The organism is Paenibacillus sp. FSL H7-0323 (assembly GCF_038002725.1).
Taxonomy (GTDB): domain Bacteria; phylum Bacillota; class Bacilli; order Paenibacillales; family Paenibacillaceae; genus Paenibacillus_AQ; species Paenibacillus_AQ odorifer.
In genome coordinates this window covers 922,382-935,863 of sequence record NZ_JBBODB010000001.1, presented here as the reverse complement: position 1 = coordinate 935,863, position 13,482 = coordinate 922,382, and the positions used below count along the sequence as shown (strand labels likewise).

At 42.3% G+C, this 13,482-nt stretch carries 14 protein-coding genes; 3 read left to right on the top strand and 11 right to left on the bottom strand.

All coding sequences use genetic code 11. The annotated features are described in order from the left end of the window. Positions 1–3: 3 nt before the first annotated feature. From MHH89_RS04380 to MHH89_RS04365, 4 genes are all read right to left on the bottom strand, one after another. Positions 4–1,482: a Na+/H+ antiporter subunit D gene (locus tag MHH89_RS04380; protein ID WP_076183579.1), complete on the bottom strand. Its 1,479-nt coding sequence runs from the start codon at positions 1,480–1,482 to the stop codon at positions 4–6. After that, entirely contained in the window at positions 1,479–1,814 is a 336-nt protein-coding gene (locus tag MHH89_RS04375; RefSeq protein WP_036686402.1) for a Na(+)/H(+) antiporter subunit C, read from the bottom strand. Before MHH89_RS04375 ends, MHH89_RS04380 begins: the two co-directional genes overlap by 4 nt. Then, entirely contained in the window at positions 1,814–4,678 is a 2,865-nt protein-coding gene (locus tag MHH89_RS04370) for a Na+/H+ antiporter subunit A (protein WP_076126230.1), read from the bottom strand. Before MHH89_RS04370 ends, MHH89_RS04375 begins: the two co-directional genes overlap by 1 nt. A 127-nt stretch (positions 4,679–4,805) precedes the next feature. After that, positions 4,806–5,444 carry a universal stress protein gene (locus MHH89_RS04365; RefSeq protein WP_232061321.1) on the bottom strand — a complete coding sequence of 213 codons (639 nt, stop codon included), beginning with the start codon at positions 5,442–5,444 and terminating at the stop codon, positions 4,806–4,808. Between the two features lie 345 nt (positions 5,445–5,789). On the opposite strand from MHH89_RS04365, the gene MHH89_RS04360 reads away from it, so the two are divergent. Together MHH89_RS04360 and MHH89_RS04355 are read left to right on the top strand one after the other, a co-directional pair. Next, on the top strand, positions 5,790–6,122 hold the full coding sequence (locus tag MHH89_RS04360) for an ArsR/SmtB family transcription factor (RefSeq protein ID WP_076280772.1): 333 nt from the start codon (positions 5,790–5,792) through the stop codon (positions 6,120–6,122). A 51-nt stretch (positions 6,123–6,173) separates the two neighbouring features. Further along, positions 6,174–6,710 (top strand): SRPBCC domain-containing protein, encoded by a 537-nt coding sequence (locus MHH89_RS04355; RefSeq protein ID WP_076183573.1) that lies wholly within the window; start codon positions 6,174–6,176, stop codon positions 6,708–6,710. A 63-nt stretch (positions 6,711–6,773) separates the two neighbouring features. Here the strand turns inward: MHH89_RS04355 and MHH89_RS04350 are convergent, their stop codons facing one another. The 7 genes from MHH89_RS04350 to MHH89_RS04320 all read right to left on the bottom strand — a co-directional run bounded on the left by MHH89_RS04350 (position 6,774) and on the right by MHH89_RS04320 (position 12,472). Next, complete coding sequence (locus MHH89_RS04350) at positions 6,774–7,526, bottom strand: alpha/beta hydrolase (protein WP_081390618.1); 753 nt, start codon at positions 7,524–7,526, stop codon at positions 6,774–6,776. Between the two features lie 11 nt (positions 7,527–7,537). After that, positions 7,538–8,338 (bottom strand): alpha/beta hydrolase, encoded by an 801-nt coding sequence (locus MHH89_RS04345; RefSeq protein WP_076301859.1) that lies wholly within the window; start codon positions 8,336–8,338, stop codon positions 7,538–7,540. Positions 8,339–8,357: 19 nt separating this feature from the next. Further along, positions 8,358–9,362 carry a FecCD family ABC transporter permease gene (locus MHH89_RS04340; RefSeq protein ID WP_076144064.1) on the bottom strand — a complete coding sequence of 335 codons (1,005 nt, stop codon included), beginning with the start codon at positions 9,360–9,362 and terminating at the stop codon, positions 8,358–8,360. 25 nt (positions 9,363–9,387) lie between these two features. Continuing rightward, entirely contained in the window at positions 9,388–10,395 is a 1,008-nt protein-coding gene (locus tag MHH89_RS04335; RefSeq protein WP_370510757.1) for a FecCD family ABC transporter permease, read from the bottom strand. Positions 10,396–10,417: 22 nt separating this feature from the next. Beyond that, complete coding sequence (locus MHH89_RS04330) at positions 10,418–11,434, bottom strand: ABC transporter substrate-binding protein (protein ID WP_341086420.1); 1,017 nt, start codon at positions 11,432–11,434, stop codon at positions 10,418–10,420. Between the two features lie 219 nt (positions 11,435–11,653). Then, positions 11,654–12,058: a hypothetical protein gene (locus tag MHH89_RS04325; protein WP_139329839.1), complete on the bottom strand. Its 405-nt coding sequence runs from the start codon at positions 12,056–12,058 to the stop codon at positions 11,654–11,656. 75 nt (positions 12,059–12,133) lie between these two features. After that, complete coding sequence (locus MHH89_RS04320; protein WP_076126032.1) at positions 12,134–12,472, bottom strand: winged helix-turn-helix transcriptional regulator; 339 nt, start codon at positions 12,470–12,472, stop codon at positions 12,134–12,136. Between the two features lie 165 nt (positions 12,473–12,637). Here MHH89_RS04320 and MHH89_RS04315 point away from each other — a divergent pair, with 165 nt between their 5' ends. After that, positions 12,638–13,366: an SDR family oxidoreductase gene (locus MHH89_RS04315; RefSeq protein WP_076308099.1), complete on the top strand. Its 729-nt coding sequence runs from the start codon at positions 12,638–12,640 to the stop codon at positions 13,364–13,366. Positions 13,367–13,482: the final 116 nt, after the last annotated feature.

The following is a 13,482-nucleotide window of genomic DNA, read 5'->3' as shown; positions in this document are numbered from 1 at the left end:
GTATCACTCCTTCATGACAGCGTTAATGTATAGTGCTGGATCAGCCAGTACAGCTCCGGCTTGGCTGACAAGTCCGTTTACCGTCTCCGCACCCACACCCATCAGAATTACAATTGCGAACAGAACAGCTGCCGGTGCCATCATAGCTTTATAATGAAGCGGTTTGACTTGTTCTTCCCTTTTCTCGCCACCCCAGAACACTTGCTGGAATACCTTGATCAAGGAATATAACACTACGAAGCTGGACGCAAGTGCAATCAGCGCCAGAGCCACGTGATTCTCGCCAAATCCACTCCGCACCATCATCACTTTTCCAGCGAAACCACTAAGGGGCGGAACACCAACCAATGCCAAAGTCAGTACAAAAAACATCCAGCCGGTCCACGGATAACGTCGGATTAAACCACCCATTTCTTTTAAGCGGTCAGTGCCTGAAGCTGAGATAATCATCCCACCCAGAAAGAATAATAATGCTTTGGCAACCATGTCATGCATTAAATAAAACACTACACCATTTAACGAATCCTGAGTCGCGACAGAGATCCCAAAAGCAATAAATCCTACACTGATGATGATATTATAATTAAATATTCGGCCCAAATCGTTGTATGCCAATGCCCCGATTGCCCCAAGTATCATCGTCGCCCCCGCCATCCAGGCAATCAATGTATGGGTGAGTCCCGGTTCTTGAATAAAAATCAAAGTAAAGGTACGAGTAATTGCATACAATCCGACCTTGGTTAGCAAAGCCCCAAACAGGGCTCTAACAGCCAATGGTGGTGCACTATAAGAATCGGGAAGCCAGAAAAAGAGCAGTAAACCTGCCTTAATCGAAAATACAATTAGCAGCAGGACCGCAATGACGTTCATTACACCGCCTTGTCCCGCCTCTGCTACACGCATAGATAGATGCGCCATATTCAGTGTTCCTGTCGCGGCATATAAATAAGCAATCGTCGCCACAAACAAGGAAGAGGAAATCACATTAATTAATACATACTTTAATGTCTCTCGCAGTTGACCCTTGGACCCACCAAGTACGATCAAAGCGTAAGAGGCAACTAACAGCACCTCAAAGCAGACAAACAAGTTAAACAGGTCCCCGGTGAGGAAAGAGCCAAATACCCCGGTTAATAAAAAATGGAAAAACGGATAGTAATAAAACCGTTCCCTGTCTTCCCCAATGCTAGCGAAGGAAAAAAACAGACAAGCCGCGCCAACAATGGCCGCAGTCAACACGAGCAATGCCGAAAACATATCGGCAACAAACACAATGCCATAAGGTGGACGCCATCCCCCCATATATAAGGTCTGGATACCGTTTGTATTTACCTGATACACAATGAATCCTGCAACAAAGATATTTAAAAACACACTGACGGCACTTATGATTCGTTGCAGACGTACTCGTTCTTTCAGAAAAATGAGTATAACTGCCGTAATGGCCGGAATCAGCAGAGGCAGCACTAACAAGTTGTTCATCGTCTCTCCTCCTTGGTTCCTTCCACATCATCGGTACCCGTCGAGCGGTAAGTCCGGTATGCCAAAACAATAAAAAATGCTGTTACTCCAAAGCTAATTACAATAGAGGTCAAAATGAGCGCCTGCGGCAAAGGATCGACATAAGCTTCCGCTTCCTCACCCAGCAATGGTGCAGCACCTGTCTTGAGGCCAGACATTGTCAGTAACAACAAATGAACGCCGTGCGTTATTAAAGTGGTTCCCAGAAGGATGCGCAGCAAGCTTTTGGAAAGAACTAGATAAACACCTACGGAAAACAGTACACCGATCGCCAGGGCAATAATAAGCTCCATTAGCTATCCCTCCCGATCGTAAATATGATATTCATAGTGACACCAATAACAGCTAAGAAAACACCGAGATCAAAGAACATTGCTGTGGTCAGTTCTGTTTTGCCCATAAGTGGCAGTTGGAAATAGCCAAACGCTTGGCTCAGAAAAGGTACATCGAATAAAAACGAACCTATTCCTGTAAGAAAAGCTACAGATACCCCAACCGCGATTAACTTACGATAGTCGATAGGCAATACCTTCTCAACCATATCAATCCCAAAAGTAATGGCGAGCAGTACCAATGCGGCTGATGCCATCAATGCTCCAATAAATCCGCCTCCCGGATTATTATGTCCGGCGAAAAACAGATAAAGTGAAAATATTAGTATCATAACGAAGGCTACTTTAGCTACCGCTTGTAGTAACACATCATCACTTACAGAAGAACGTGGTTTATTATCCTTCACAGCCCGCTTCAGTGGGGCAATAGTTCCATCCGTGTCCAACTGCAGTTTGATCATGGAATAAATAGCAAGTGAGGCAAGGCCAAGCACTGTAATTTCAAACATGGTATCAAAGCCGCGGAAATCAACGAGCAGAACATTAACAATATTTTTACCGCCACCCAAGGTATAGCTATTCTCCACATAATATTTCGAGATGGATTCAAACGGACTACTGCCTAAAGCAGCAAGTGCAACCAATGTCATGGTTATTCCCATCCCGATGGAAATAATTAGCTTAGGCAAGCGGGACCGAAGTTTGAGCGGCTCTTTCTCCAGCTTAGGTAAATGCCGAAAACATAGCAGGAACAATGTAACGGATACTACTTCGACAATCATCTGGGTAAGCGCCAGATCAGGTGCCCGGAACAGAACAAAGAGTAAAGTAACCATATAACCAACCATTCCTGTTAACAAAATGGCTGTGATTCTGGAACGAACAAAGGGGATAGCCAAAGCGCCCACAAGCATAACCATAACAACAATAACTTCAAACAAAGAAAACGGAGCATATTCAGTTGTCCCAAGCGTTATTCCATCGGTATACCACACGGCTCCACCAATGGCTACGATCAGGAAAGCGAAGATATACATCAAGTAATGGCGCATGGAACCTGTCATATAGGTGCCAGTCAACGCCCTAGACGATTTCTCGACCAGCCGGATTACTCCGTCATAGACTTGATTTAAAGTGTAGCCACTGCCCCATTCTTTATCGACCAGACTCCAGCGGCCGTAGATTCGGTATACAATAATACCAAGAATCACAACACCAAGTGTCATCCATATTTCTGGTGTAAAGCCGTGCCAGAAATGAATATTGACAACAAAGGGTTCTCCGGTCTGCAAGATAGGGTGAATAGCATTCATTGCAGGGATAATAAGTGTTTTGGATAATATATTCGGGAAAAAACCGATAAATATAGACAGCACTGCTAGCAGGCACGGGGCAAGCAGAAGTCCAAATGGGGCTTCATGCGGTTTTTTGTCCAGCTTCTCAGGCTGATATTTTCCGAAAAAGGTGTGGAAAACCAAAATCATACTGTATGCAAAAGTAAACACGCTGGCAATCCAGGCCAAAACCGGGAAGAGCGTAAACAACGAGGGAATAGACAATATATCCAGGTTTCGGATATTCAGAACAGCCGTAAAAAACATCTCTTTACTTAAAAACCCGGAAAATGGTGGCAAACCAGCCATCGAGAAACTGCCGATCATCGCTACCGTAAAGGTAACCGGCATAATGGAAATCAATCCGCCCAGCTTTCGCAGGTCGCGGGTACCCGTCTCATGGTCAACTATACCGACCATCATAAACAAAGAGCCTTTAAAGATGGCATGGTTAATAAGGTGAAAGATAGCCGCTGTTGTTGCAGCAGTGTAAAAGACTGAATCTTCCCCTACATAAAATGCCGCTGCCGATCCCATTCCCAGCAATCCCATAATCAGTCCAAGTTGACTAATCGTTGAATAGGCTAATAGAGCCTTCAGGTCCGTCTGCTTCATCGCCTGGATGGAGCCATAAATCAAGGTGATCAAACCGACGCCTGACACAACCCAGAACCACTCATATTGCCCCGCAAAAACAGGGCTGAAACGGGCGACAAGATACAATCCAGCTTTAACCATCGTTGCCGAGTGCAGATAGGCGCTGACGGGTGTCGGTGCCTCCATGGCATCCGGCAGCCAGATATGAAACGGGAACTGAGCTGATTTGGTGAAGGCGCCTAAGAGAATTAGTAGCATCGCCGGAATAAATAAAGCATGCCCGCTAATATCGCCAACCTCACTCCAAATTTCCCGGATACTAAAGGTGCCTGTCATTACATAAAGCATTAAAAAGCCGGCAAACATCGCTAAACCACCAAATACGGTAATCAACATAGATTTGAGAGCACCATACCGCGATTTTTGCCGCCGATGCCAAAAGGCAATTAACAAAAATGACGAAACACTTGTTAATTCCCAAAAGCCGTATAACACCATCAAGTTATCCGAGAGCACAACGCCAAGCATCGCCCCCATAAACAACATTAGATAAATATAAAAAGGGGTTAACGCTTCTTTTCGCCGGTCCAGATAATAAATTGAATAGATAATTACAAGACTACCCATCCCAGTGATTAGCAAAGCAAACAACAAACTTAATCCATCCAGATGGAAAACCAAATCAATTCCTAGTGAAGGAATCCATGAAATGGTTTCATATCCCAAATCTCCACCTTTAATAACGGGAATCCGGGTTAAGAAATAAACAAACAAAACGAGTGAACCAGGGAAAACAAGCCATCCTCTATGAAGGTTGGGTGCTCTCTTGGACAAAAGTGCGATTACTAAGGCCATTAGAAACGGAACAAGTATGATTACATGCAGCAAAGGCAGTCCTCCTTTTCCACTTGAGCTTATCAAGTTGTGAACTTTAGTACTTACTTTTTTACCAAAAGCCAAAGATCATATGATTGGTAGGGCCTTTTATACAAGGCCCCAATGTTGATAAGGGCAAGCCCGATTATAAAGAATCGGTCAATGTGCCATCACAAATATGCAGATATCTAGCCTTTCCATCTTCTTGCTCAATTCTGAATAAACCGTTCTCAAATTCTGTGTGTAGTTCGTGAAAGAACTTTCCCTTAAGCGAATACTCTCCCTGAGGTTCATCACTGAGCTGGTACTCAGCCCCGTTTTTGACCAGGTAAGCGATAACGCCTTCCTCATGGGTTTCTTCCAGCCCTGCACGCATCCGCTGCACAGCCACGACATGCAGATCCATCATTTTCATTTTACCAATGAGTTCATTGATGAAATTACGTTTGGTAAGCTCCTGCCACCGAGTTTGAGCAGATTGTCCAATGACGATCTGTGTAACCTCATTCTCTTCAGCAACTTCTACAATAATATCTGTTGTTTTTCGGCCTTCACGTTTCCGAATGATAAACTCTGCGCCAGCTTCATCGGCAAGACGTTTCCAGACCGTCATATACATTTCTTTGCTCTGATTATATTCATCAATATCCGAACTATCGACATTTAATACAAACAATGGCGCCCCTATAATTTCAGATAGTTGGACACCACGCCGGATTAAACGCTCCCCATGCGGACCATAATGAACACAAACCATAATCTTTTCATTGTGTATGACCTTCACCCTCCTGTAACATGGCCAAGAAATACAAAAGGAGCCCACTGGCGTTAGGCCCCTTGCGTAATTCTAAAACCCGATAAGTTATACTTAATTATATCTATTCCTATGTTTTTTGTAAAGTTTGTTGGTTATCATGGAACATATTTCTTTTTAATGCTTGTATCATGCCCTTCTCTAGCAGTTGTCATACAATGGTTATTATATATTCCTTTACAGGAATATTCCCTCCGTGGTATATTATCATCACAAACAGGAAATACCAAAAAGGAGGCGCTATAGAGCCGCTTAACCAGAGTATGTCATAATAGAGATGCGAATGAATTTAATGAATCGAAGTGATCCTTGTTTATGAATACTAACGTTATGAGTGCCTTAGCTGAGCCCCACCGCATGCAGATCGTTGAACTATTACGCGAGAATCCTCTAACCGTTGGGGAGATTGCAGAAAGTCTTCAGCTACGGCAGCCTCAAGCGTCCAAGCATTTGCGCGTCCTTAGTGAAGCGGGCTTAATTGAAGTTCAAGCTGTTGCTAACAAGCGCATTTGCAAGCTCCGTCCTGATCCATTTAAGGAAATAGACGATTGGTTAGACTCCTACCGCCATATATGGGAAGAACGATACGATCGACTGGATGATTATTTACAAAAGCTACAGAGAAATGAAAACAATAATAAATCATAGCCTCAGGTCGAAATTGGCAGGAAGCAAACAAATTTGAGGAGGATCTATCCCATGACAAATTCTAACCCGTCCAACCAAGTGGTATCCAAAGTTGTTGATGGCAACACATTAGTATTAGAGCGCGTATTCCAAGCTCCACGTGAGCTAGTATTCAAGGCTTTTTCTGAGGCTGAGCATTTGAAGCACTGGTGGGGTCCAAAAGGGTGGACGCTTCCCGTATGTAATGTCGATTTCCGTCCAGGGGGTACTTGGCATTATTGCATGAAGTGCGTGGATAAGAATCAAGGGGATTTCTACGGTATGGAGTCTTGGGGCAAGGCGTTGTATAAGGAAATTACAGTCCCAGAACAAGTCATTTATACAGATGGATTCTCAGATGCAGAGGGTAATATTTCAAAAGATTTGCCTGAAACGCTTGTCCAGCTAGATTTTATCGACCTGGAGGGTCAAACGAAGCTGGTGAACACCGGTAAATACACTTCTCCGGAAGCCTTGCAACAAGTGATTGATATGGGGATGTTAGAGGGGATTTCCCAAACCTTCGATAATTTGGACGCCCATCTTGAGAATTTACAGAAGAATAACTAGAGCAGCTATCACACGATAAGTAGGACGATGCAAGGATACTCTCTCCTGCTCGTCCTATTATGTTTATTTTGCAGGAAATAAGAACCTGATACTATTCGGAAAATATTGCAGGAAAAACGTGTCATTATGCGTGCCCAGCGGATCCGTCTCAAACTTCACTCGCTGATCCGTTCCAACAATCTTCTCTTTTAAAATATCATAAGCACGTTTGCTGTTAGGCACCATGTCCTTCTGGGCGTTTGTCTTGTGGATCCCTTCCTGTTCACCAACATACATATAAATTCTGCATTCCCTATCTAGTCTTGAAGTCTCCATGAAATGAATGAAATCTTTAAACCATACAGACGCAGATATCAATATAAAATTTCCAACAGTAACTTCAGTCTTGTACATCGCATACAGACTTATTAATCCACCTAGTGAAACACCACCCAAAGCCAATTTCTCCGGCTCGTTGGAGATGCGATAGGAGCTTTTGATATAGGGTACAAGATCCTGATAGACATAATTCAAATAATCATCGCCCTTGCCCCCAAAGGACCAATCCTTAAAAAGAGCAGGCATTTCCCAAGGTGTATATTCATCATTCCGCAACTGAGAATCAATCCCTATAAAAATAACCGGTTCTGTTACTCCCTCTTCCATATCTTTCTCTATAGCTGTAATCGCCTCTTTGAACAAAAAATCTCCATCCTGTAAGAAAACCGCTGGGAATAACCGCTCCGGGAATAAATGGTATTCTTTCGGTAAATACACGGTAATCTGACGATCCATATGTTCAAAAAGCACAAGCTCGCCTGCCCTCATTTGGGTCATATCCCCACTCCTTAACAGTTCAGTACTCGAAACGCTCTACTCATAATCGTTGGTACTACAGAAGCGTGATTTTCATTGGGTGCGACATAGTGCTTAACCTCTAAATTAGGCAAAGCATACTCATTCAATTTTGAAAATAATATTGCTGCGTCATCGACCATAAACGACTCTTCACTCCCTACGGTAATCAATACCTTTTGTTTATCGGCCGTCAGCTCTTGACCCTTGTGATAGAACTGCTCCGCATACGTCAGGACTTCATGATCATTCCACCAAATGGATGGACTAGAGGCCAAATAATACTGGAATAGCTTCGTACGAGTGAATAACGTCCAGAGGACAAATAGACCGCTGAGAGAGTGACCAAACAAGGCTTGTTTATACTGATCCACATTATATTTCTTGTTGATTGCTGGCATTAACTCTAATTCTAAAAAAGCCAAAAAATTCTCAGCCCCACCATGTGGACCTATGTCAGCATTTTTCAATCGGTCCGGATATACATAATGCTTCGCTGGAGGTGTGAAATCATAAAATCTTCTTTTAGAGACCTCTTCATCTGAACCATAATGTCCAATGCCAATCACAATTGCTGGTGCAATAAAAGTTTTTGGGGCATTTCTTGACTGCAATTTCACAACATCCCGACCCAATTGAAAATATGAATTACCATCGAGCATGTAATACACGGGGAAGCCCTTTTCTGGTGCTGCTTCTCTGGGAAGAGAAACCTTTATATCGTACGTGTAACCCATATACTGAGATTCAAGTTTCCATGATTCTGTGTGTTCGAGCTCTACTTGTGTTGTCATTTTTTCTGTACACTCTCCCCTACACTCTTGACTTTGCTAATAAATATAAGAAATAAGGAATTCCAATAATCGAAACGACTATACCCACGGGTAACTCTGCCGGCTGAAATATTGTTTTGGCAAAATAATCCGAGATCACCAGCAAAAACATCCCTACCACTGCACTGGATAACATAATATAGCGGTGATTAATCCCTACTAATCTTCTGGCGATATGAGGAGCCATCAAGCCTATAAAACTTATAGAACCGGATACAGATACACAAACACTTACGATCCCCACACTGCATAACAGAAAGATCAGCTTTTCTTTTTCTACAGAGATCCCTAAGCTCTTTGTACTGGAATCCTCCAATTGAAAATAATTGAGTAAATAGCTTTTTCGATACATTATAAATCCTAAAATAAGCACCCAAGGTGCGATCATAATGATATAAGTCCAGTTCGCGCTGTAAATACTTCCGACACTCCAAACCGCAGCCATCTCATAATCACTTGCATTCATTTTCAGAGAGATATACAACGACAACGCACCAAAACCACTGCTAATCGCGATCCCTGTCAAAATCAAGCGTTGCATATCGAGTGCACCATTCCGCCATGAAAAAATAAAGATAATGACAACTGCGGCAAGCCCACCTACAAAACCAAACAGCGGCATGGCTAGTATCGAGAACCAGCTTTCTTTGAAAAAAGTAACTCCCGACATCTGAAAGAAAAACATAAACGCAACGATGGCAGCTCCTGCGCCTGCATTAATCCCAAGGATACCTGGATCAGCCAGCCCGTTACGGGTAATCCCTTGAATGACAGTTCCCGCCATCCCCAGACCTATTCCTACTAATGAGGCAATAATGATCCGTGGTAACCGAAACTGAAAAATAACCAGGTCAAATTTAGCATTAGGATCTATTCGCAGCAGTGTTTTTATCACATCCATTACAGACATATCAAACACGCCATTCGTAAGATGAAAATATCCGGCCACAAGGGTTAACAGGATAAAAACTAATAGTGTAAGCATATAGCGGCTAAACTGTACTTTACTTCTATCCACGCTGCTCTCCCCCTTTAACCCGAATTAAATAAAGGAAGAAAGGGATGCCAATAAAGGCTGTTACAACACCAATTGGCGTCTCAAACGGAAAGTTAATATAACGGCTTAAGACATCGCAAAACGCTAAAAAAACAGCTCCAATCACCGCTGAGCAAGGAATGATAAAGCGATAGTCTATACCTACGATAAAACGTGTAATATGAGGAATGATTAGACCCACAAAGGCTATCTTGCCGACTAAAGCTACTGCTGTCCCGGTCAGACATATAACAGATATAATACTGACAATTTTCACCCATTTTGTTCGTTGACCCAAGCTAATCGCGGTTTCATCCCCCAGGGAAGCAACCATTACTGACTTAGAAATACTAACCGCCAAGAGCAGTCCAACGATTATAAAAGGAACTGATAATATTAGCATATCTGGATTAACGGTATGTATTTTCGAGCTATACCAAACGCTAACATTTTGTGAGACTTGAAAAAACATCGCTACTGCTGAGGCGATACTACTTAAAAAAGTACCAATTACAGTCCCAATAATAGCTAACCTGACTGGTGATAAACCGTTTTTAACCAATGAACCAAATCCGAAAACCAAACCTGCTCCGATGGCTGAACCCACCATAGATAAAATAATCATCTGAACATTCGATAATCCCGGATAAAACACCATAGCCAACGTAATAACAAATGCCGATCCGTCATTTACTCCCATAATCGATGGTGATGCAAGATAGTTACGTGTAACCCCCTGCATTAACGCCCCTGAAACAGCCAGAGCCGCTCCAACTAATAAAGCGGCGATTACACGCGGAAATCTAGATGTCATAATAATGTTGTGGTCCACATTATTAGCATCGAAGTGTGTAATCGCCTGCCATATTGTCAATATTCCAATATCTTTAACACCATATAAGACGGATACAACAATTGCTAATACGATGAATAATGGAGAAGTTGATAGGATCAATATAACTTTCCAATTTTTTGTATTCATCTTATTCATCGCACCTTCGGTTTTACTTCAACAGGTTTTCAATTGCCGCATCCAGGAATCTTACTTTAGACCAAGCCGTTCCACCTTGTGCCAACGGATCAATTGCATTTACAAACACATGCTTATTTTTGACAGCAGTTACGCTTTTGAAGATCGGATTCTTGAGCAAATCATCAAGTGCTGTTGCATTATCAGTATTCTCACTAGTCTCAAACTGCAAGAAAATATAGTCCGGATTAATATCCGCCAAAGCTTCTAATGAAAGCTCTGCTTGTGCTTCTGTAGAGGAGATCACCTCAGGAATGGCAGCACCCAGATCTTCATAAATAACCGGATTCAAATAAACGCCAGCAGGATACACACACATACTGCCCTGACGAATACGAATGACTAGAATGGATTGATCTTTCAGCTTTTCTCCAATTTCAGCCTTTGCACCCGCAGCTTTAGATTCATAATCACTAATAATTTTTTCTGCATCTGTGGTCTTACCGGATAATTGGCCTAATAAGAGCAAGTTATCTTTCCAGTTTGTTGAAATATGTGAATAAGGAATCATCGTTTGAATTTTATTAAGTGCGCCGGCCACATCTTCCCCAAACTTGGAAGACCCTAAGATAACATCTGGATCCAGTTGCAGAATCGCTTCATTACTTGGAGCAAATTTATCCCCCACTAAGGATGCACCCGCTAGGTCAGTTGACAGATAACCTGGAATAGCATCAGCTATTGCAAGTACACCTACAGGTTTCACTCCCAGTATGGCAGCATCTTCCATAGATTCGAGACTTGCTGCTACAATATTATTAATCTTTGCAGGCACGACATAATCCTTGCCCAAATATGTAACGGTTTGTTCAGTGGCAACAGCCTCCTGAGCCGCATTTCCTTTGTTATTTGCAGTTCCTTCTGCTGCTACTGCAGCATTATTTGTGCTTTTTTCTGAAGCTGTCTTATCCTTTTCATTGTTACCGCAAGCTGCCAAACTCAAAGCTAATACTGCTGATACCCCAGCTAATAAATATTTTTTCTGATTCATAATCAATCTCCCCATCTATATTTTATTTATCATTCTTCAAACTAAAGTAATGATAATGAGAATCGTTATCATATTAAATCATATGAGAATAATTATCAATACTTTTCTTTGATTATATGAAATCTTGTAATTTTACAGATACGTTGAATGATTAGTGAACATGCAGAAGAACCCGCACCAAATGCGGGTTCTTCTGCACTATAAATATGAGTCCACTTTTTAATCTGCGTTATAAAACTCAGATAAGTCACGGAACAACAATCCGCACGCCTCTAGTCTATTAAGTTCCTCATCCACATCAGTGATCAAATTGCTTTCTCTCTCATGGGCTGTATTGATTAGCCACGGTTGTCCCTGTTTTAGAAAACAAAGATCATCAGGCAGCCTGGTCTGTACCCACGAGTACAAGCTGGTGGAATAGGATAAAAGAATATTGACCGCTTCAGGTGAACAATCAAAAAAATAAACATCTGCATAATGCCCCATAAGCCGAGTCCCCGGCCAATAGTCATCTTTTATGACCTTTTTGAGAAAAGGTTGCAGCTGTTCAAGCAGTTCATATCCTTCTGGCTCCAACTCCATCTGATCACGCTTTACTAGAATAAATTCATCACATACTTCCATAGCTACCTGTACCAGCGTCTTGTAGGTCTGACCCGTTGGTTCCTGCAAAATAGTATGAATAATAATGTACCCCCTCTACTTACTTGTATTATTCAAATATTCTTTATGCATCCTACCCCAGCCACACATGCTATCCAAAACTGTAATTAGCGATTTGCCATGTTCTGAAATACTATATTCCACCCTGAGTGGAAGCTCATGATAACTCACCCGGTCGATAAGCTGATCCTCTTCAAGCTCCCGTAATTGTTTAGCTAACGTACCTTGGGAGACATCTGGGATAATCCGTCTAAGTTCACCAAATCGTTTTGTGCCATCTATCAATAAAATAAATAAAATGAGCGGCTTCCACTTTCCACCGATCTTTTCAAGTGTTGTAAGAACCCCGGTTAATCTCGGCTCCAGCAAATCCATGCGATCCCCTCTTTCGATAGTTATATAACTGTATGTTCGAACCAGCTAGTACGAAAAATCGTACCTAGTACGAAAAAAGTGCGTACTGTGCAGGTTATATTTTATAGCTAATAATAAAAAACAGAACTTAATAAGTCCAATTAACTATGAACGGAGAAGATAAATATGTCCACTATTTCATTAAAAAACCAGCGCATCGTCATTATCGGAGGAAGCTCCGGAATAGGGCTTGCGACTGCCAAACAAGCGGTTGAACAAGGCGCAGCTGTCATAATCGCTGGGCGTTCACAAGATAAATTAGAGAAAGCTCAACACCTTCTGGGATTCGATTCTGTTGAAATTCATTCACTAGATAATCAAAATGAACAGGACTTGAAGGATTTCTTTGAAAAAATCGGCGTTTTTGACCATTTGTTCACTCCGGGAGCCTCCTATGTTAGAGGACCGATTACTTCTAGCTTGGAGATTGCACACAGTTGCTTTAATGCAAAGTTCTGGCCGCAATATAATGCTGTAAAGCATGCCATCCCTTTTATCAACCCAACAGGCTCCATTGTTCTTATGTCCGGCGCATTCAGCCAGCGTCCACTTGCAGACGGTGCCTCCTATGCAGCTTGTAACGGCGCGATTGAAAGTCTGGGAAAAGCATTAGCAGTAGAATTGGCTCCGATTCGGGTAAATGTCATCTCCCCTGGAACCATTCATACCAACTTTAATTGGGAAGGCGCAGAACAGGAAACTAGAGACAAGGCTTACGACGAATATACGAATATCAATATCCTTGGCAGGGTGGGTCATGCCGACGAAGCAGCGCATACAACGATTTATTTGATGACCAATAGCTATACAACAGGAAGTACTTTATTTCCGGATGGGGGATATATTTTGCGATAAAAAACAGCTGAGTCAATAAGTTGGAACCGCTACTTATTGACTCAGCTTCTTTTAGTTGAAAGAATCAGGGAGAAATTCCCTGATTATCAGCCAGAGAATCATTTCCCCTTAGTTAC